The 20,194-nt window shown below is 60.6% G+C and carries 18 protein-coding genes; 8 read left to right on the top strand and 10 right to left on the bottom strand.

Features of this window, described 5'->3' with window-relative positions:
• Positions 1-9 precede the first annotated feature (9 nt).
• The 3 genes from N5D61_RS24905 to N5D61_RS24895 form a co-directional block, all read right to left on the bottom strand.
• On the bottom strand, positions 10-285 hold the full coding sequence (locus N5D61_RS24905; protein WP_279894576.1) for a hypothetical protein: 276 nt from the start codon (positions 283-285) through the stop codon (positions 10-12).
• A 224-nt stretch (positions 286-509) separates the two neighbouring features.
• Entirely contained in the window at positions 510-1,880 is a 1,371-nt protein-coding gene (locus tag N5D61_RS24900; RefSeq protein WP_279894575.1) for a gluconate:H+ symporter, read from the bottom strand.
• A gap of 206 nt (positions 1,881-2,086) precedes the next feature.
• Positions 2,087-2,986, bottom strand: a complete 900-nt coding sequence (locus N5D61_RS24895; protein ID WP_279894574.1) for a LysR family transcriptional regulator — start codon at positions 2,984-2,986, stop codon at positions 2,087-2,089.
• A 139-nt stretch (positions 2,987-3,125) separates the two neighbouring features.
• On the opposite strand from N5D61_RS24895, the gene N5D61_RS24890 reads away from it, so the two are divergent.
• The 4 genes from N5D61_RS24890 to N5D61_RS24875 all read left to right on the top strand — a co-directional run bounded on the left by N5D61_RS24890 (position 3,126) and on the right by N5D61_RS24875 (position 7,767).
• Positions 3,126-3,827, top strand: a complete 702-nt coding sequence (locus N5D61_RS24890; protein ID WP_108237308.1) for a CoA transferase subunit A — start codon at positions 3,126-3,128, stop codon at positions 3,825-3,827.
• 52 nt (positions 3,828-3,879) lie between these two features.
• Positions 3,880-4,536: a CoA transferase subunit B gene (locus N5D61_RS24885; RefSeq protein ID WP_108237100.1), complete on the top strand. Its 657-nt coding sequence runs from the start codon at positions 3,880-3,882 to the stop codon at positions 4,534-4,536.
• Positions 4,537-4,802: 266 nt separating this feature from the next.
• A complete protein-coding gene (locus N5D61_RS24880) occupies positions 4,803-6,221 on the top strand; it encodes a TIGR00366 family protein (protein ID WP_279894573.1) in 1,419 nt (472 codons plus the stop codon).
• A 232-nt stretch (positions 6,222-6,453) separates the two neighbouring features.
• Positions 6,454-7,767 carry a PAS domain-containing methyl-accepting chemotaxis protein gene (locus N5D61_RS24875; RefSeq protein WP_108237102.1) on the top strand — a complete coding sequence of 438 codons (1,314 nt, stop codon included), beginning with the start codon at positions 6,454-6,456 and terminating at the stop codon, positions 7,765-7,767.
• Positions 7,768-7,835: 68 nt separating this feature from the next.
• On the opposite strand, the gene N5D61_RS24870 is transcribed toward N5D61_RS24875, so the two are convergent.
• The 4 genes from N5D61_RS24870 to N5D61_RS24855 all read right to left on the bottom strand — a co-directional run bounded on the left by N5D61_RS24870 (position 7,836) and on the right by N5D61_RS24855 (position 11,792).
• Positions 7,836-8,840: a lysylphosphatidylglycerol synthase domain-containing protein gene (locus tag N5D61_RS24870; RefSeq protein WP_279894572.1), complete on the bottom strand. Its 1,005-nt coding sequence runs from the start codon at positions 8,838-8,840 to the stop codon at positions 7,836-7,838.
• The gene (clsB, locus tag N5D61_RS24865) at positions 8,837-10,087 is read right to left on the bottom strand and encodes a cardiolipin synthase ClsB (RefSeq protein ID WP_108237104.1); all 1,251 of its coding nucleotides are present in this window, start codon (positions 10,085-10,087) and stop codon (positions 8,837-8,839) included. Before clsB ends, N5D61_RS24870 begins: the two co-directional genes overlap by 4 nt.
• The gene (locus N5D61_RS24860; RefSeq protein ID WP_347881587.1) at positions 10,084-10,797 is read right to left on the bottom strand and encodes an endonuclease/exonuclease/phosphatase family protein; all 714 of its coding nucleotides are present in this window, start codon (positions 10,795-10,797) and stop codon (positions 10,084-10,086) included. The genes clsB and N5D61_RS24860 overlap by 4 nt, the downstream gene beginning before the upstream one ends.
• A 77-nt stretch (positions 10,798-10,874) precedes the next feature.
• Positions 10,875-11,792 carry a DUF72 domain-containing protein gene (locus N5D61_RS24855; RefSeq protein ID WP_279894571.1) on the bottom strand — a complete coding sequence of 306 codons (918 nt, stop codon included), beginning with the start codon at positions 11,790-11,792 and terminating at the stop codon, positions 10,875-10,877.
• Between the two features lie 228 nt (positions 11,793-12,020).
• Between N5D61_RS24855 and N5D61_RS24850 the strand changes: the two genes are divergently transcribed.
• Positions 12,021-13,874 (top strand): ABC transporter ATP-binding protein, encoded by a 1,854-nt coding sequence (locus N5D61_RS24850; RefSeq protein ID WP_279894570.1) that lies wholly within the window; start codon positions 12,021-12,023, stop codon positions 13,872-13,874.
• A gap of 34 nt (positions 13,875-13,908) precedes the next feature.
• On the opposite strand, the gene N5D61_RS24845 is transcribed toward N5D61_RS24850, so the two are convergent.
• The 3 genes from N5D61_RS24845 to N5D61_RS24835 form a co-directional block, all read right to left on the bottom strand.
• Positions 13,909-14,787 (bottom strand): NAD(P)H-binding protein, encoded by an 879-nt coding sequence (locus tag N5D61_RS24845; protein WP_279894569.1) that lies wholly within the window; start codon positions 14,785-14,787, stop codon positions 13,909-13,911.
• A 121-nt stretch (positions 14,788-14,908) separates the two neighbouring features.
• Positions 14,909-15,328, bottom strand: coding sequence for a MarR family winged helix-turn-helix transcriptional regulator (locus N5D61_RS24840; protein ID WP_279894568.1), 420 nt, complete (start codon positions 15,326-15,328; stop codon positions 14,909-14,911).
• Positions 15,329-15,402: 74 nt separating this feature from the next.
• The gene (locus N5D61_RS24835) at positions 15,403-16,320 is read right to left on the bottom strand and encodes a LysR substrate-binding domain-containing protein (protein ID WP_158541438.1); all 918 of its coding nucleotides are present in this window, start codon (positions 16,318-16,320) and stop codon (positions 15,403-15,405) included.
• A gap of 137 nt (positions 16,321-16,457) precedes the next feature.
• Between N5D61_RS24835 and N5D61_RS24830 the strand changes: the two genes are divergently transcribed.
• The 3 genes from N5D61_RS24830 (at position 16,458) to N5D61_RS24820 (ending at position 19,558) form a co-directional block, all read left to right on the top strand.
• Entirely contained in the window at positions 16,458-17,162 is a 705-nt protein-coding gene (locus tag N5D61_RS24830; RefSeq protein ID WP_279894567.1) for an SDR family oxidoreductase, read from the top strand.
• Positions 17,163-17,374: 212 nt separating this feature from the next.
• The gene (locus N5D61_RS24825; RefSeq protein ID WP_279894566.1) at positions 17,375-18,514 is read left to right on the top strand and encodes a carbon-nitrogen hydrolase family protein; all 1,140 of its coding nucleotides are present in this window, start codon (positions 17,375-17,377) and stop codon (positions 18,512-18,514) included.
• 3 nt (positions 18,515-18,517) lie between these two features.
• Positions 18,518-19,558, top strand: coding sequence for an AraC family transcriptional regulator (locus N5D61_RS24820; RefSeq protein WP_279894565.1), 1,041 nt, complete (start codon positions 18,518-18,520; stop codon positions 19,556-19,558).
• The last annotated feature ends 636 nt before the right edge of the window (positions 19,559-20,194 follow it).

Genomic DNA, 20,194 nt, shown 5'->3' with positions numbered 1-20,194 from the left:
CGAAACAGCTCAGCCTTGGCGTGCTTTCGACGGGGTGCTGATCTCGGCGTTGACCTCGCCACGGGTGTCGAATTCGTGGGCTTGCTGCATCTGAGGCTCGGCCATCAACTGCGCTTTGCGCGCTTGATAGTCGTCGTAGGACAGGCCGCGACGGTTGAGGTCTTCGAGGGCCAACTGGTGGGTCTCTTCAGCGGTGTAAGGCCGCAGCTCAGGGTGATTGCCAGCAGCACAGCCGGACACGACAGCGACGGAGAACACGAGGGCGAGGGCGAGAAGACGGTTCATGGGAGCCTCCATTCGGCTCGTTTCTGGAATGGAGCCAAGGCTACGCGCCGGGGCTTTCCAGCAGAAATCAGTCGTCTCGATAGTGGCTATTGGCAGTGAAAGATATGACGTTCATGAACACGGTAGGAGCGCTTGCCCGCGATTGCCTTGTCATTCACCCTAATGGCTTCTGGTACAACGCAATCGCGGGCAAGCGCGCTCCTACCCATACGGGTATCGCTGGACTAAACCAGCCAGTGCCACAACAGCGACGTGCCGATCAGGCCCACCACCGACACGATGGTCTGCAGCACCGACCACACCCACAGCGTCTGCTTGAGTTGCAGGCCGAAGTACTCGCGCACCATCCAGAACCCTGCGTCATTGACGTGGCAGAAAAACACCGAACCGGCACCAATCACCAGTGCAACCAGGGAGGCCTCGACCGGCGCCAGGCCTGCCATCATCGGCGCCAGAATGCCCGCCGTGGTGGTGGTCGCGACAGTGGCTGACCCGGTGGCCTGGCGCAATGCGACCGCGATCAGCCATGCCAGCAACAGATAAGGCATGTGCGCCCCTTCCGCCGCTTTACTGATCGTCTGGCTGACGCCCGCGTCCAGCAGCGTCTGCTTGAGGCCGCCGCCTGCGCCGATGGTCAGCAGCAACACCGCGATCGGCGCCAGGCTTTTACGCAGGGTCGTGCCCACCTGCTCACGGGAGATGCCGTTGGCCCAGCCCAGGCACACGGTCGCTGCGAGAACCGCAATACCCAGCGCAACCAACGGTTCGCCGAGGAACTTCAGGGTCAGGGCGACGTTGCTTTCGGGCTCCATGGCGACCTTGGCCAGCGTGCTGCCCAGCATGAGGATGACCGGCAGCAGGATGATCAGCAACGACACACCGAAGCTGGGCTGACGGGCGACTTTCGATTGGGCCGAAAACAGTTCGTCCAGCTCCGCCGGTGCTTCGATATGCAGCCGTTTGGACAGCCAGTTGCCGTACAGAGGGCCGGCCAGAATCACCGCCGGCACCGCGATGCAAATGCCCAGCAACATGGTCAGGCCCAGGTCGGCGTGCAAGGCGCTGACCGCGATCAGTGGCCCCGGGTGGGGTGGCATCAAGGCATGCAGGGTGGTCATCCCCGCCAATGCAGGGATGGCGATTTTCAACAGCGGCAGATTGGACTGACGCGCCATCACGAAAATGATGGGCACCATCATCACCAGCCCCACTTCGAAGAACAGCGGCAGGCCGATGATCATCGCCACCATGGCCATGACCCAAGGCAGGGTCTTGCCCTTGCCCAGGCCGAGCAATGTCGAGGCAATGCGGTCCGCCGCGCCGGACTCGGCCATCAGCGCACCCAGCATCGCCCCAAGTGCAATGATGATCCCCGCCTCGCCAAGAAGCCCGCCAGCGCCCTTGCTGAACGCTTTCGCTACCGCCTCCGCGGGCAGCCCCGCACCTATCCCTGCGATGAATGTCCCCACCAGGATCGACAGAAAGGGTGGGAGTTTGGTAGCGCTGATCAGCACGATGATTGTGGCAATGGCGACCAGGCAGCAGATGATCAGGCGGGTGTCATGGAACACCCACGCAGCAGACGAAAGATCCAAGCGTAACCCCTTTTCGTTCGATTCTTATTGAAGGATTCTCTGAAACAATTTGTTTCAGGCGCCCGAACGATACCGGATGCGACCGAATGCCGCAGCGATTTTTTCATGAAAAATGGCTGAAAAGCCCTTGTATTCATGCATTCATCTACATGAATACGGCGTTAGGCGATGAGCGGCGTGCTGCTGGGTCATGGCCGCTACGAACTTCAACGTACTGCGGGGACTGGCTTCGCACACTCAATCAACACATCCCTCAATGCCTGCGCGGCCGCGGATAACTTGTGGTCTGCCAGGGTCATCAACCCGATCTGTCGCTCGATTCGCGGCCCGTCCAACGCAACGCAGCGCGCTCCCAACTCCTCCATCTGCCGAATGCACAGAGACGGCACCGCGCTGACGCCCAGACCGTTGGCGACCATCCTGCCGACCGTCGACAACTGATGACTTTCAAAAGCCACGGACAGCTTGCCGTGCTGGCGCTGTAGGTCCTGCTCCAGCAACAGACGCACTGCCGAGGGCCGTTGCAGGGTGATGAAATCGTGGTGCAGCAACTCGTCCCAGGTCACCACCTCACGCTCGGCAAGCGCAGAATCCACAGGCACCACCGCCACGAAACGGTCCAGATAAAACGGCGTGAACAGCAGGTTGTTGTTCGATTCGGGCTCGAATCCAATCCCCAGTTCGACCCGTCGGTGGTCGACCATCTCCAGCACCTGCTCGTTGATCACATCGTGAACCGCTACGTTGACCCGCGGGTAACGCTCGCGAAACACCTTGAGCGCGACCGGTAACAGGCTCCCGGCGAAGGACGGCATGGCTGCGATCGACACTTTGCCCATCTGCAAGGTGAACCGCTGGCGCAGCACCTCTTCGGCGTTATCCCAGTCGGCCAGCAACTGCCGAGCCAGGGGCAGCAGCGCCTCACCTTCCGGGGTGAGGCTGACATTGCGGGTCGTGCGGGTAAGCAACTGCCCCCCCAAGTCATCTTCCAGCGCCTTGATGGTCAGGCTCAGCGCCGGTTGCGAAAGGTGCAGCCGCTCACCCGCCTGGGCAAAACTCAGGCATTGGGCCACTGCAAGAAAGGCGCGGAGCTGCTTCACGTTCATATATTGGATTTACTTATCAATTCATGAAAAAAACAAAATTAACAAATCACTGAGCACGGGTGAAGATGCCATCAACGCTCTCCGGCAGCCGGAATCACCGGGTGGCCAGGCACAACTACAACGAAGCGGGATGAACACCATGGCCGGACTCGACAAACGCGTCGCAACGTACGAAGAAGCCCTCGCCGGGCTGACCGATAACATGACTGTATTGGCCGGGGGGTTCGGCCTGTGCGGTATTCCGGAAAACCTCATCGCGCATATCAAGCGCATGGGCGTGAAAGGCCTGACGGTTGTGTCCAACAACTGCGGCGTGGACGGTTTCGGTCTGGGCATTCTGCTGGAAGACCGGCAGATCCGGAAAATGATCGCCTCCTACGTCGGGGAGAACAAACTGTTCGAAGAGCAGTTGCTCAAAGGCGAGCTGGAAGTCGAACTCACGCCCCAGGGCACCCTTGCGGAAAAAATGCGCGCTGGCGGTGCCGGTATCCCCGCCTTCTATACGGCCACCGGTTACGGCACGCCGGTCGCAGAGGGCAAGGAAACCCGCCAGTTCAATGGCCGCAACGTGATCCTGGAAGAAGCCATCACCGGTGATTTCGCCATCATCAAAGGATGGAAAGCCGACCACTTCGGCAACGTGGTCTATCGCCACACCGCGCAGAACTTCAACCCGGTCGCCGCCACCGCGGGCAAAATCACCGTGGTCGAAGTCGAGGAAATCGTCGAACCGGGCGTGCTGCTGCCGACCGAAATCCACACGCCGGGCATCTACGTGGACCGCGTGATCCTGGGCACTTTCGAGAAGCGCATCGAGCAGCGCACCGTCAGAAAGGCCTGACGCCAACCCCATCCGACATGGGCCACCGAACAGAATAAAAGAGACTCGAACCATGGCACTTTCCCGCGAACAAATGGCACAGCGCGTGGCGCGCGAACTGCAAGACGGCTTTTACGTGAACCTGGGCATTGGCATTCCGACGCTGGTGGCCAACTACGTTCCCGACGGCATCGATGTGATGCTGCAATCGGAGAACGGCCTGCTCGGTATGGGTGCGTTTCCCACCGAGGACACCATCGACGCCGACATGATCAACGCCGGCAAACAAACCGTGACCGCGCGCATCGGTGCTTCCATTTTCTCCTCGGCCGAGTCATTCGCCATGATCCGGGGCGGCCATGTCGACCTGACGGTACTGGGCGCTTTCGAAGTCGACGTCGAAGGCAACATCGCCTCGTGGATGATTCCGGGCAAGCTGGTCAAAGGCATGGGCGGTGCCATGGACCTGGTGGCCGGTGCCGACAACATCATCGTCACCATGACCCACGCTTCCAAAGACGGCGAGTCGAAACTGCTGCCCCGCTGCAGCCTGCCGCTGACCGGCGCCGGATGCATCAAGAAAGTGCTCACCGACCTGGCCTACCTCGAGATCGAGAACGGCGCCTTCATCCTGCGCGAAACCGCGCCGGGCGTGAGCATCGAAGAAATCGTCGCCAAGACCGCCGGAAAGCTGATCGTGCCGGACGATGTGGTCGAAATGACGTTCTAGGGGCATCACCCCGTACGCCTGTAGGCGCGCGCCTGCCCGCGATGTGGCCCGTCCAGCCACCCACGCAGTGTCTGGATAATCGCACCGCGAGCAGGCGCGCCCTTACAGGTAACGGGTCAAGCCATGCTACACCGCCATGCCACCCTGCCCCTTTCAGCAATGAAGGGGCTTTGCCGTATCTAGCGCTGCACTTTTTCTTGCGTCACTGCCGACAAAAAAACAGCTATCTCAATAGCATCCAACAATAACTCCAAGAGGAAACACACGTGGCCGCCGATATCGAAGAAAGCCGCTCCGCACGATTTGCCCTGCGCTGCGCCAAATGGGCCGAGCGCTGGTTCCCGGATTCCTGGGTGTTCGCCGCACTGGCCGTGGTGATCGTCACGCTCGCCACCCTGGCCATCGGTGCAAAACCCGCCGACACCGCCAAGGCCTTCGGCGACGGGTTCTGGAGTCTGATCCCTTTCACCATGCAAATGGCCTTCGTGGTCATCGGCGGCTACGTCGTCGCCAGCTCGCCGCCTGCCGTCAAGCTGATCGATCGCCTGGCACGCCTTCCGAAAAACGGCCGCTCGGCCGTCGCCTGGGTCGCGCTGATCTCCATGGTGGCTTCGCTGCTCAACTGGGGCCTGTCCCTGGTATTCGGCGGGCTGCTGGTGCGGGCGCTGGCGCGTCGCACCGACCTGAAGATGGATTATCGGGCGGCGGGTGCCGCGGCCTACCTCGGCCTGGGCGCCGTCTGGGCACTGGGGCTGTCGTCGTCGGCCGCGCAGTTGCAGGCCAACCCGGCCAGCCTGCCACCGTCGATTCTGGCGATCACCGGGATGATTCCGTTCACCCAGACCATCTTTCTCTGGCAGTCGGGGATCATGCTGCTGGCCCTGGTGGTGATTTCCATCGTCGTGGCCTATGCCACCGCGCCGGGGCCTGCCAATGCCCGCGACGCCGAGGCATGTGGCGTCGATCCGGCCTTCAGCCTGCCGCCCCTGCCTGCACGCACGCGCCCGGGTGAGTGGCTCGAATACAGCCCGCTGCTGATCATTCTGATGGTCGTGCTGGCGTCCGGCTGGTTGTACAACGAATTCACCACCAAGCCGGCGATCACAGCGATTTCGGGTCTGAACACCTACAACTTCCTGTTCATCATGGTCGGTGCCCTGCTGCACTGGCGTCCCCGCAGTTTCCTGGACGCTGTCGCTCGGGCGGTACCCACCACCACAGGCGTGCTGATCCAATTCCCGCTGTATGGCTCAATCGCGGCCCTGCTCACCACCGTCAAAGGCGGCGACGCGCAGACCGTCGCGCACCATATTTCGACGTTCTTCACCAGCATCGCCTCCCACGATACCTATGCGCTGTTGATGGGCGTGTATTCGGCGATACTCGGCTTCTTCATCCCGTCTGGTGGCGGCAAATGGATCATCGAAGCCCCCTATGTGATGCAAGTGGCGAATGACTTGAAATATCACCTGGGCTGGGCGGTGCAGATCTACAACGCCGCCGAAGCGCTGCCGAACCTGATCAACCCCTTCTACATGCTGCCGCTGTTGGGCGTGTTGGGGCTCAAGGCGCGAGACCTGATCGGCTTCTCCTTCGTACAACTGCTGGTGCACACGCCGCTGGTGCTGTTCCTGCTGTGGGCCTTGGGCACCACCCTCGCCTACATTCCCCCGGTAATGCCGTAGCCCGATTGCTGAATCGCCAGGAAAGCGTGGGTCATTTGCCCCACGCTTTTTTTTGACGAGTTGAAAAATATTGTACAAAACCGACGAGCTGTACAACCTTACTTGTAGCTTTTTGATATCACCTTTGTGATGATCTCTGCACTGCAGAAGGAACAGGCAACTGGGCATTGACACACGCCCTGGAGACCATGGAACAGGATTCATCGTTGTTTCATCTCTCTGGGCTGCCATCATGTTTTTCGACTCGCAAAAGAACAAAGTCATTCAGGAGCTGCAACTGACCGTCTCCCATCAGGCCAGCCTGTTGGAAGCCATCGGCCGCTCAATGGCAAGCATCGAGTTCGACCTCAACGGCGTCGTGCTCACGGCCAACGACAACTTCTTCAAAGTCATGCGTTATCGCCCAGAACAGGTGATTGGCAAAGAGCACCGCGTGTTCTGTACCCCCGAATATGTGCGTAGCAACGAGTACACGCAGCTTTGGTCGCGGCTGCGCAATGGCGAGTTCGTGTCCGCGACCTTTCAACGGGTGGCAGGCGATGGCAGCACGGTCTGGCTGGAAGCCAGCTACAACCCCGTGCGCGACACCAACGGCAATGTGGTCAAGGTCGTGAAATATGCTGCCGACGTGACCGCCAAGCTGCAGGCCGAGAGCGAATCGCGCAACAAGCTGCAAGCCATCGACCGAGCCATGGCGGTCATCGAGTTCGATCTGGACGGCCGCATCATCGCCGCCAACGATAACCTGCTGCGCCTGCTGGGCTACAGCCGTCAAGAGCTGTTGGGCAAGCACCATCGCCTGCTCTGCCCCGCTGAATTGACCAGTAGCAGCGACTACCAGGACTTCTGGCGCCGTCTGAACAAAGGCGAATTTTTCAGCGGTCAGTTCAAGCGCGTCGCCAAGCACGGCCAGACCCTCTGGCTGGAAGCTTCCTACAACCCCGTGTACGACGCCTGCGGCAAACTCAGCAAGGTGGTCAAATTTGCTTCCGATGTGACCTCGCGCATCGAGAAACATGAACAGGACGCCCACAGCGCGGCGCAGGCCTATCACATTTCGGTGCGCACCCAGAAAGTCGCCGAGCAAGGCACTCAAGTGATTCAGGAGGCGGCCAGCGAAATGCGCCAGATTTCGCGCAACATCGAAGATTCGTCACGGATCATCGGCCAACTGGGCGAACGCTCGGAGCAGATCACAGCCATCGTCAACACCATCCACAGCATCGCCGACCAGACCAATCTGCTGGCCCTGAACGCCGCCATTGAAGCGGCCCGCGCGGGGGATCAAGGCCGGGGATTTGCGGTGGTCGCCGATGAGGTTCGGCAATTGGCCGGGCGGACCAGCCGTTCGACGCAGGAAATTTCCGAAATGATCCAACTGATCCAGACCGAAACCCGCCAAGCCATCGTCAGCATGGACAACACTCGTGCCAACGCGGTCAAAGGGGTCGACCTCGCGGATCAGGCCGGAACGGCCATCGTTCAGATCAGCAGCGGAACCAACGATGCGGTAGACGCGGTGCGGGTGTTCGCCGGGCGCGAATGACAATGAATGGGCCAAGCCGTCGGTGGCAATGCTGCTCCCGGCGGCCCGGCCAGCGCTGATCAGGGGTTCTAGACGCGTTGCGCCTCGTTCTGACGGCGCAGCGCCTTGGCACGCTTCTCGAGTATCAGGTACACGATGACCGCCAGCACTAGCGGAATCAGAAAATAGATCACCCGATAGCCAATCAGCGCCGCAAGCAGTTGCCCTTTGGTGAACTGATGCTGCATCAGAGTAATGAACACCGTTTCCAGCACCCCGAGCCCCGCCGGGATGTGAGCAATCACCCCCGCAATGCTGCTGATCAGCAGAATGCCCAGTACGGCCGGATAAAACGCCTTTTCCGGCAGCAAGATGTAAATCAGCAAGGCCATCAGGCCCCAGTTCAACGCCCCCAGAAGCGCCTGCCGCAATGCCTGGTTCAGCGACGGCAGCACCAGTTGCTGCTTGCGAATCGTCCAGGTCCGCCGCTTGGAAAAGCGACAGGCGAGGAAATAGCCGAAACACACCACCAGCAACAGCACGCCGATCAACTGCAAGGTGGTGTCACCGATCTTCCAGCCCTCAGGCAGGTCGATGAATCCGCCGGCGAACACAAACCCAGCCAGCAACATGTACCCCAACCAGTTGGTGATGAGGCTCAGACTGAGAATCCGCGTGATGGTCGGCACGTCCAGTCCCAGGCGAGAATACAACCGATACCGCAGGGCAATACCGCCCACCCAGGAACTGAGGTTCAGGTTGAAGGCGTAACAGACGAAGGTCACGGGGACGATTTGCTTGATGGATAGCTTGTGCGCCGTGTAACGCCGGGCAAGTACGTCGAAGCCGCAATAGGTCAAATAGCTGCCCGCCGCGACCACGAACCCCAATGCCAAGGTACTGGCTTTGTAAGACGCCAGCGCATGGGTCACCTCGTTCCAGTCCAGGTTTTTGACCAGCAGGAACAGCATCACCGGGACGGCGATGAAGAAAAACAGGGTCACGACGCGCTTGGCCCATTTCAGCCAGACCTTCGATTTGGGTGAGGCCTCGGCTGGCACCTCACGTGGCGACGCATGGGATACTCCGCTCATGACAATCTCTCCTGATCAGCCGACAGTTCGCGCGTGAGGGTTTCAGCGCCGGGCATGACTTCCGGTGGGCGAAGCGGTTTCAGACGCGGGCCGTGCACCGGGAACAGCCCTGCGATTGCCGGGAAATGGCGCAGGAAGTGGAAGCTCAGGAAAATCATGGGCGCTCGCCACCACTGCCCCTTCGCCAGGCCCTTGAGGCTGGCCTGTTTGCTCTGGGTTGCCGCCAACTCCTGGAGGTGCTCATGCAACTGCTGGTTGAGGGCGCGGTCGCGAATGAACAGATTGGCTTCCAGGTTCAGTGCCAGACTCAGCGGGTCGAGGTTGCTGGAACCCACCGTCGACCACTCCTGATCGATCAGCGCCACCTTGCCGTGCAATGCCCGCTGCTTGTACTCGTGGATGACAACGCCTTCGCGCAGCAGCCAGGTGTAGGTCAAGCGCGAACAGACGCGGACGAAAGGCATGTCCGGCTGGCCTTGCAGAATGAGCGTCACTTTCACCCCACGCCGTGCGGCATTGCGCAGTTCCCGCAAAAACCGGTAGCTGGGAAAAAAATAGGCATTGGCGATGGTGATGCGCTGATTCGCGTTGCGCATGGCTTGCAGGTATTGCTCTTCGATGTCGGTGGTGTGGCGGTCGTTGTCCCGTTCGGCGAACAGCATCCGCGCGCTTCCCGCTCGCCGGGTCACGACATTCAGCGGCGTGAACGATGTGCGCAGGACCGGCCCCAGCATTTGCAAGGTGGAGCGGTAGATGTCCGCAACGATCGGCCCGCGAACCAGTACCGCGTAATCTTGCTTGGCCGTGATCCCGGTGTCTGCCATGTGATCGACGCTGTAGTTGATGCCGCCCATGAACGCCAGCTCGCCATCGATGACCACCACCTTGCGGTGCAAGCGGCGGAACAGATTGGTGCGCATGCCCATGAACTTGGGGCGCGGGTCGAACAACTGAATCTGCACGCCTGCGGTGATCATGGCTTGGACGAATGCCGTGCTGAGGTCGCTGGTGCCATAGTCGTCCACCGTGATCACCACACGTACGCCACGGTTTGCGGCTTCGATGACCGCTTGCTGCAGCCCTTCGCCGACCCGGTCCTCGAAGATGATGAAGGTTTCGATCAACACTTCCTGCTGCGCAGCACGTATGCACTCGAATACCTTGGTAAAGAAATCTTCACCGTTGATCAGCAGCTCGACGGCGTTGCCGTCCTGCCAGACCCCATACCGGTTGTTGAATGCCTTCATAACGTCACCTCCACCGCCAGCGGCGCATGATCGGACAAATGGGACCAGGGCCGGTTGGAAAGCACCCTGGGTGCCCGGGTCTGAGCGTTGCGAACATAAATCCTGTCCAGACGAAGCAGCGGAAAGCGGGCGGGGAAACTCTTGGCCGGAGCCCCGAAGGCCTCGACGAACACTTCACGCAGCCCGGTCGAGCTCAGCGCCGCGTCGGCCTTGAGGCGCCAGTCGTTGAAATCCCCGGCGATGATCACAGGGGCATCACCTGGAAGGCTAGCGACCACATCCGCCAGCAACGCCAATTGCTGCTGGCGGTGCACTTCCTTGAGGCCCAGGTGGACGCAGATGGCATGGACTTCGCCGAAGCGCGGTACGTCCAGAACACAATGGAGAAGGCCTCGCTCTTCGGTACCGAGAATCGAGATATCCAGATTTTCATGCCGCACGATGGGGTATTTGGACAGCAGCGCATTGCCGTGATGCCCGTGGGGGTACACCGCGTTACGACCGTAGGCGAAATCACTCCACATGCTGTCGGCGAGAAATTCGTATTGCGAGGTGGTCGGCCAGTCCTTGACGCGCTGGGCATGGTTCTGCTGCTCGCCATGAACCTCTTGGAGAAACACCACGTCAGCCGAAACATTGCGCACGGCGTCCCGCAACTCGGGCAGGATGAAACGGCGGTTCAGGAAGCCGAAGCCCATGTGCATGTTCATGGTCAACACATGCAACGTGGTCTGGGTCGAGGCGGCCTGCCGTCGGCCCAGAATCTCTTCGGGGGTCAGGACAGAGGTCACAGCTGGGCTCCTTTTAGATCGCCGGGGGCCACTTCCAGACCTGCGGCCAAGCCGAAACGCTCCAGCAACTGGCGGGCGTCGTAGGGCGCGCGAACTTTAATGTCGTTGTCGAAATAACAGTAAACGTCTCGGGATTTTCGTGACCGCCCCAGCTTGTCGCAGGCCAGATGGGCGTCCTCGGGCTGCTCCCCGCGGCGCCATGAATCAATGCGATCGCCCCAACGTTTGAGTGCCGAAGCGGTATAACCGCTGGCGTACAGTTGCTTGTCGCCGTGCAGACGCAAGTAAACGAAATCGCTGGTCAGGTCTTCCAGGTACGGCCATTTGCCTGCCGTGTCGGCGGTGACCAACGCCACCTTGTGGCGACGTAGCAACCGGATGAATTCCGGGGCCGCGAAGCTTTCATGACGAATCTCCACCGCATGCCGCACCCGGGCCTTGGCCGGAATGTCGAGGTAACCGGCTTTCTCCATGCGCTCGGCGCAGTGTTTGGCACAGGCTTTGGCGGCTTTGCCGTCGTGGGGCAAAGCGTGGAGAAAGGCTTCGAAACCCTCGGGATCGAATTTGAAGCTGGGTGGAAATTGCCAGAGGATCGGGCCCATCTTTTCCTTGAGCTGAAAAATTCCGGAGGCAAAAAAGTTGGCGAGCGCTTCGTCGATGTCCTTCAACCGCTTGACGTGGGTGATGTAGCGAGGCGCCTTCAGGCTGAAGACGAATCCCTCGGGCGTATCGGCGTACCAGCGGGCATACAGGTCCGGCGACTGCAGAGAATAGAACGAGCCATTGATTTCAATGCTGTTCACCGCTCTGGAGGCGAATTTGAGTTCGTTTTTCTGAGCCAGCCCCTCAGGATAGAAATCCTTGCGCCACGGCACATAGCGCCAGCCCGATATGCCGATTCGGATATCGCTCATGCAAGTGCTCTCTGTGCTTGCCGTCACGGCGAATGCCGTGACACCACTGAACAACAGATAGGAAGCTTGAGCAGCGGGCAGGTTCCGTTTTTTTTACACGCCAAGTGTGACCGGCTCGACACCGCAATGGCTGCGCGCGGCATCGTCATACCGGGAACGCACAGGAAGATGTGAGGCCCAACCGTTCAATGGCAGAATCGCAGCATTCCGACATTCATGGAGACTTGCATGCTTCGCGCTTTCGAACGATGGCTAGACCCTTTCCCGCCGGATGAAGTGCCGCCCCCTCCGGAAGGCCTCGTCCGGTTCCTCTGGGCCTGCACCCGTGGCGCGCGGCGTTATGTCCTGGCGTTGGCGCTGCTCAGCGCCAGTGTGTCCATTTACGAAGCCTGGCTTTTCTCGTTCCTCGGTCAGATCGTGGACCTGCTCGGGGCGTGGAAAGCGGGGAACGATGGGGCAGCGCAGGAGAGCCACGTATTATGGGGCGTTGGCGTCGTATTGCTGACCAGCATCGGGCTGGTTGCGCTGCGCACCATGGTCCAGCACCAAGTGCTGGCCATCAATCTTCCGTTGCGGCTGCGCTGGGACTTCCATCGTCTGATGCTGCGCCAGAGCCTTTCGTTCTTTTCCGATGAGTTTTCCGGCCGAGTCACCACCAAGGTCATGCAAACCGCGCTGGCCGTGCGGGAGGTGCTATTCACCCTCATCGAAATCGCGCCCGGCATCGGTGTGTATTTCATCGCGATCATCGCGCTGGCCGGTGGGTTCGCCCCGAAACTGATGCTGCCGTTCCTGGCCTGGATCGCGCTCTTCGGTCTGGCCATGGCCTACTTCGTGCCGCGCCTGGGCAAAGTGGGCCAGGAGCAAGCCAACGCGCGCTCGTCGATGACGGGCCGTGTCTCGGACGCCTACACCAACATCACGACGGTCAAGCTGTTTTCCCACTCCAAACGCGAAGCGCAGTTCGCTCGGGCTGCAATGGAGGACTTCAAGCAAACCGGCTTCCGCCAGATGCGCCTGGTCAGTCAGTTCGAAATCGTCAACCAGGCATTGGTGGTGGCGCTGATCATCGGCGCGGGTGGCTACGCGTTGTGGCTGTGGCACCAGGAGGCCATCGGCACCGGCGCGGTGGCCGCGGTCACCGCCATGGCACTGCGCATCAACGGCATGTCGCACTGGATCATGTGGCAGATGACCTCCTTGTTCGAGAACATCGGCACCGTGCAGGACGGCATCGAAACCCTGACCCGCAGTCCCAAGGTGCAGGACGCTGCCAACGCGAGCGTGTTGATCCCCTCGGGTGGCGCCGTAACCTTCGATCACGTGAGCTTCAACTACAGCGGTGAACGGCAGGTGCTGGACGATCTGAGCCTGCACATCCGCCCCGGCGAAAAGGTTGGGCTGGTCGGTCGCTCAGGTGCCGGCAAGTCCACACTGATCAACCTGCTGCTGCGCTTTTATGACGTGGACAAGGGCGAAATTCGCATTGATGGACAGAACGTGGCCCATGTCACTCAAGACAGCCTGCGCAGCGTGATCGGCATGGTGACCCAGGACACGTCGCTGCTGCACCGCTCCATTCGCGACAACATTGCCTACGGCCGTCCGGACGCCACCGAAGAGCAGATTCGCCGCGCCGCGGTTGACGCTCAGGCCGATGCCTTCATCCAGCAGCTCAGTGACCGGCAAGGGCACACCGGCTATGACACGTTGGTGGGTGAGCGTGGTATCAAGCTGTCGGGCGGGCAACGCCAGAGGATTGCCATCGCGCGGGTGATGCTCAAGAACGCGCCCATTCTGTTGCTGGATGAAGCGACCAGCGCACTGGACTCGGAAGTCGAGGTGGCCATTCAAGAAAGCCTCGATGAAATGATGCAGGGCAAGACCGTCATTGCGATCGCCCACCGCCTCTCCACCATCGCGGCCATGGACCGACTGATTGTCATGGATGATGGGCGCATCATCGAGCAGGGCACCCACGCCGAGCTGCTCGAACGAAACGGGACCTACGCGCAACTCTGGAAGCACCAGAGCGGCGGTTTCCTGGGGGAGGACCAAGGCGTGGTCGAGGCGGTGGAGTGATTTCCCCCTCCTCCTCCACAGCCCCGTCCCGCGCTCATTGGAACGCGTTGAGGTTGGCCTGAAGGAATGCCTTCACGGTTTGCGGAGCTTGCCCGGTAATCTGGGCGATCACGCCGTCCTCGCCCTCGAAGATTCCGTTCTGATAATCGATGGCGACCTCGATGAAATGCTGAATCAGGAACTCGGGCAGACCGTAGGATTTCAAGTGCGCCCGATATTCGTCGAGGGTGGATGGGGCGTAGCTGATGGTGCGGCCCAGTACTGCGCTGAGTTCCTCAGCGATTTGCCCATGGTCCATTTCAACGGGCCCGCACAAGGTGTAGGTCTTACCGATGTGGGGAGCGGGATGGGTCAGGACGCTGACGATCAGTCGTGCTTGGTCCTGAGCGGCGATGGGGGCGTGCCGACCTGCGCCGTAGGGTAACGTCAGTTTGTTGTCATTGACGATGGGGTCACGCACCCAAGGGAACGTGAGCCATTCGGCAAAGAACGTGGGGCGAATATGCACGGTGGGCACGCCCGACCAATCGAGCACACGCTCCGCCAGCCAGTGGTTACGCGCAGCGTGGCTCTTGGCGTCATCCCTCGCGGAAATCTGCGACATTTCCACCACCACCTCAACGCCGGCACGCCGCGCCGCGTCCGCCAGATTGGCCGTCACCTGGATATACCCCTCCCGCACGGGGTAGCACAGGTAAGCACCGTTCATCCCCTCCATGGCTTTGATGATGTCATCGTGCTCAAGCAAATCACCGACAACGATTTCGGCCCCTGCCTGGCGCAAGTCGTCACTGCGTTGATCGTCGCTGTGGACGAACGCGCGCACCCGGTGCCCCTCGGCCAATAATTGACGAACGACGTAGACGCCGGTTTTGCCGGTGGCGGCGGTGATCAGATAGCTGCGTGGTTGCATGGTGATTCTCCTGTGGAGGGAAGGTTTTCGAAGACGCTCGGGGCATCGCAACGAACGAATGCCTTCGTGCAGAACGGCGAACTGTTAATGTGCAATTGCACATTAACGATCAAAAAAAGGGTCATGTGCCTTGGCCGAGAATCGAATCCCGCAATGCGATCGCTTGATCGACACCCACTTGGGCTTCACGTTCCTCTTGGGCGGCACGCCACAGAGGCTGGGCCTTTTCGAGTGTCGCGTGCCCTTTTGCAGACAGTGAAAGCCGAAGCGCGCCGCGTGGCCCCGAGGCGTCGCTGATCAAAAGTCCCTCGGTCTGAAGCGGCTTGAGTGCTCGTACCAGGGTCGTACGCTCCATGACCATCACGTCCGCCAGCTCAGCGATGAAAATCTCAGGCCGCTCATTGATCACTGCCAGGATCGAGAACTGCGAAATCGACAGTCCCACCTCGGCCAAGTGACGGTCATACAATCGCGTCAACAGACGCGCATGGCGCCTGGCCGCGAAGCAGTGACAAAAGTCCACATCCAGTAAGGTATTCATGGCGCTCATCATATGTGTAAATGCACAGGTGTCAAGTGTGATTCATCGCGTGTGCTGAAATGCAGCCTGATCGATCATCCCGGTGCCGCTCGCTCGGAATTCCCCAACAACCACTCCACCACTTTGCCGAGGTCCGAATCGGCGTCCGGCTCCCTTGCTGTGAGCAAATAGAAGCCCGCGTCAGTATCCATTACCTCATCTTCGTCCAGAGCCCTGACCAGACCGCCTCCCGCCAAGGCCCCGGTAACCAGCACTTCAGGCGCCAGGGCAATGCCCAACCCGCGTTCGGCGGCTTCGATGGCCAGGCTGGTCTGGGAAAAGCGCTGCACGGTCGATGAGCTGGTCACGCCGCGGGCGGCGAACCATTTACTCCAGTTTTCGTGGGAATCGGCGATCAGTGGCGCATCCTCGGTCAGGTCGTTCAGGGTCTGCCAACGGTATTGGCGTTTCACACCCGGCGCGCAGACCGGAATGATGCTGCCCAGGAACAACGGATAGACGTGGCAACCCGGAAAAGGCGGCGTCCCCCAGCGAATCGCCATGTCCACGGCGTCATTGCCGTGCAGCGACCGCGCTGCGTTGCTGGCATCCACCATCACGGCCAGCGCAGGCTCTGCCTCGCTCAAATGGGCGAGCTTGGGGATCAGCCAACGGCTGGCGAACGCACCTGTCGTACTCAATGTCAACGTTCGCGTCCCCGAGCGGCGGGCGGTAAGCTCGCGGGTCGCATCGTTGACCAGATCGAGCGCCAGTTGCACCTTACTCAGAAAGCCCTGCGCTTCAGGCCATAACCGAGTGCCGCGAGGCAAACGCTCGAACAGGTCGACGCCCAGTTTCTGCTCCATCAACCGCACCTGTTGCGCGACCGCACCGGTGGTGATGTGCAACTCATCTGCAGCCGCGCGAAAACTGCCGAGCCTAGCGGTGGCTTCAAACGCGACGAGTTGGCCAAGTACGGTTTGGCCTTTGCGCATCAGGCGGGTTTCTTCCATCGAATCATCACTCTCGCAAAGGAATGAACATCGCCTCAAGTATGTAGTTTTTCTACACCCTCGCACAAAAAACATCGCTAGTGCGCTGGCGGTGGGTCTTCTAACGTGAGCGCTTTCATTCAACAGAGGATTTGCACATGGCCGAACCTAAAGTTGCTCTTGTCATCGCAGGCGGCAGCGGGATGGGCGCCGCTGCCGCGCGGCGCCTGGCTGCCGATGGATTCAACGTGGGGATTCTGTCGTCATCTGGAAAAGGCGAAGCGCTGGCCCGTGAGTTGAACGGCATAGGGGTGACCGGCTCCAACCAGTCCGTCGAAGACATCCGGCGCCTGGTCTCGGCCGTGACTGATAAGTGGGGTCGCATCGACGTGCTGGTCAACAGCGCAGGCCACGGTCCACGTGCGCCCATTCTCGAAATCAGCGATGAAGACTGGCACCGTGGCATGGAGGTGTACCTGCTGAACGTGATTCGCGCCACTCGCCTGGTGACCCCCCTCATGCAGCAACACGGAGGCGGTTCGATCATCAACATTTCGTCTGCCTGGACGTTCGAGCCAACCGAGCTGTTTCCGACCTCGGCGGTGTTTCGGGCAGGTCTCGCGTCGTTCACCAAGATCTTCACGCAGACCTACGCGGCGGACAACATCCGTATGAACAACGTCTTGCCCGGTTGGATCGACAGCCTGCCCGGCACCGACGAGCGCCGTGACAGCGTACCGCTCAAGCGTTACGGGACCAGCGAGGAAGTCGCTGCCACCATCGCGTTCCTGGCCTCCGAAGGCGCTGCATACATTACCGGACAGAACCTGCGAGTGGACGGAGGGGTCACCCGATCGGTCTGAGGCACCCGAATGGCTGGCTTTGAGTCGGCCTGAACATACGACCGGGCTGCAGGCCTCCCCTGCAAACGCAGTCCGTTTAAACGCGCAGATCGCGCACTCCACCCCTCCTCCCCGCGCCGGCTGTGCAATTCATTTCTATTGAGTGCCGTTTTGCCGTAGCCTTCGTACCTGTCATCGTTCATTGGTTCGCAAAGGCAAACGTCCACCTCTCCATGCGCAAAGTTCTCGTCACGCTCACCGCTGTCGTGGTGGTGATTCTGCTCGTCAGCTACGGCCTCTGGACGAGCAAGCGCCGCGTTGGCCACTACCTCACCGACCTGCGCATTCAAGTGGTGGTCAATGACGGCCAGCCTGGCGACCGCGGCAACCTGCTGGGCATCCAGCCCGAACTCTTTCCATCCGACTACTCGAGCGTCAAGCGCTTGCATCGCAAGCTGGCGGCCTACCTTCAGCAAGCACGGGAGCATGGCCTGATTACCGATAAGACCATCGTCGTGCTGCCCGAACACATCGGTACCTGGCTGTTCGCGGTGGACGAGAAGTCCCAGTTCTATCAAGCCGCGACGATTGACGAGGCGATGAATTGGCTGGCCTTCAGCAACCCGCTGCTGTTCACCGATGCGGTTCTGCACGCCCGCGGCAAGAGCCGTATCGACGATGCTCGTTTGCGCATGAAAGCCCGAAGCATGGCCGAAAATTACCAGAGCCTGTTCGGCGGCCTGGCGCGAGAATTCGGCGTCACGCTCGTGGCGGGCTCCATCGTCCTGCCCAGTCCGAAGGTCCAGGCCGACAAGCTGATCATCGGCACCGGTGCGCTGTACAACAGCAGCCTGGTGTTCGGTCCCAACGGCCTTCCTTTGGGCCAGCCGCAACGTCAGCTATTCCCCAGTTGGTACCAGCAGGGCTACATCCGGCCCGGCAAGGACGCGCCGCTGTATGTCATCGACACCCCGGCCGGGCGCCTGGCGACACTCATCGGCAGCGACAGCTGGTACCCCGACAATTACCTGCGCTTGAACGCCGAAGGTGCAGAATTGATCGCCGTCCCGGCCTTTGTCGCTGGAAGAGGCAGTTGGACGCAGCCCTGGCGCAGGGACAAGCACCAAGGCCTGGATCTGGGCCCGAAGCCATTGACCCAAGGCGAGGCATGGCGCCGTTTGACACTGGCCCCGATCAGCACTGCCAAGGCCGGTATCAGCGTTTTCATGCGCGGACAATTCTGGGATCAGGGCAGCACCGGGCATAGCTTCGCGACACGGGGTGGTCAAAGCGTCGCCGAACAGTCCATCAGCGCAGCGCCCAAGGGCGCCAAGCCCGGCCATGGGGCGCGCCTGATCAACCTGTGGTTGTGATCGATGAGCCTGCCTCGCGTTCGTCTGGGCGACCTGTCCGTCGGCTTCGTGCACAGCCTTGCCGATGCCGTGCGCGGGCTTGGCCAGGACCCTCTGCCACTGCTCGAACAATACGGTCTCGACGCCGCCCGCCTGGGCGAAGCCGGGGCGCGTCTTTCCATCCCGCGCTACATGCGTCTGGGCCACGCGGCCATCGAGCTGACGGGCACCGCGTCGCTGGGTTTGCACATGGGCCAGTCGAGCCACATGAGCCAGGCCGGACTTGCCGGCATCACGGCTGCTCAAGCGCCAACGGTGCGAGAAGCGGCGCGCACGCTGATTCGCTTCGAAGCGTTGTACGGTGCCAATTACCGGGGTCAGTCAACGTTTCAGGAAGATCAACGAGGCGCCTGGCTGCGCTTTTACTCGATCAGCCCCTATAACGATTACAACCGCTTCGTCGTCGATTCGATTCTCAGCGGATGGCTGCATCAGTTATCGACTTTGGCGCACGCGCCGGTCATCGCCGAAGAAGTGGATATCGAATTCGCTGCCCCGAGCTACGCCGAAGCATATGCCGGATTGAGTTCGCAGCCGGTGAGGTTCGGTGCAGCGAACAATCAGTTGCGCCTGAGCCTGCACAGCCTGGCACTGCGCAATCCTGACCACGTCCCCAGCACCTGGCGGCATCTGGTGCAACTGTGCGAACGGGAACTGGAACACATGACCCGCACACGCACGCTGCGCGAGCGCATCACTCAGCTCCTCGGGCCTTTGCTGAGCGGAGGGCGAGAGCCGGACCTGCAGGAAGTCGCGGTGCGGTTGAGGCTGCCGACCTGGACGTTACGGCGACGACTGGCCGACGAAGGGACGCGCTTTGGTGCGATCCTCAATGACACGCGCCGGGATTTGGCCGTGACGTACATCCGCGACACGGAACTGGCATTCGGTGAAATAGCCTACTTGTTGGGCTTCGCCTCGGCCGAGGCGTTTCAGCGGGCCTTCAAACGCTGGAACGGTCAGACTCCCGGAGAGTTTCGCCGTAGCCAACGTCATTCGGACTGATCAAATCGATCGCTGTTGCCTACAGCTCTGTCGCATCATCGGCAGGTTCGAGCGGGTCGAGTTCGTACGCCTGATACTCCAGCAGTTCTTCCTGATAATCGTCCATTGCTCATGCCCTCGTGGCAGTTCTATGCGTTTCGGTGCTTGGCGGTCGTGTTCAGCGACTGGTTTCACTGACCACAGGCATCAGCCTAAAGTGCCCCGATGAACGAAACATGAAAGCTTCTTGAACAATCGTCGGAGGCAAGCGGGCACGATGTCGCCAAATGGCGCTTGACGGCTGCGTCTCGCTCACCCTAGTCTTCGCTCCATGAACGCATTCCTGCACGCCGTCAGCCGAATTATTACCGCCATTCCAGTCATGGCGGGTTAGCCGACGCTTGCACCGAACCCGCCCTTGAGGCGGGTTTTTTCTTTCTGTCTCCCGGGCCCAAGACCTCGAACCAAGGAGTCAGACATGATCAGCATCCGCCCTTCGCTCACCGCTTTCTCGAATCAGCTTTTCGCCGCGCATACGACGGGAACCACACGATGAATCCGTTGCTCGTCCACCGTCCGGTCAGCAGCGATTTGCTGAATCATTACGCCCGCAAAATCCTCACCTCCCGCGTCTACGATGTCGCCGTGGAAACCCCC

Origin of the sequence: Pseudomonas sp. GD03842, from assembly GCF_029841165.1 — a bacterium.
Taxonomy (GTDB): Bacteria; Pseudomonadota; Gammaproteobacteria; order Pseudomonadales; family Pseudomonadaceae; genus Aquipseudomonas.
This window is presented reverse-complemented; position numbering and strand designations above follow the sequence as displayed.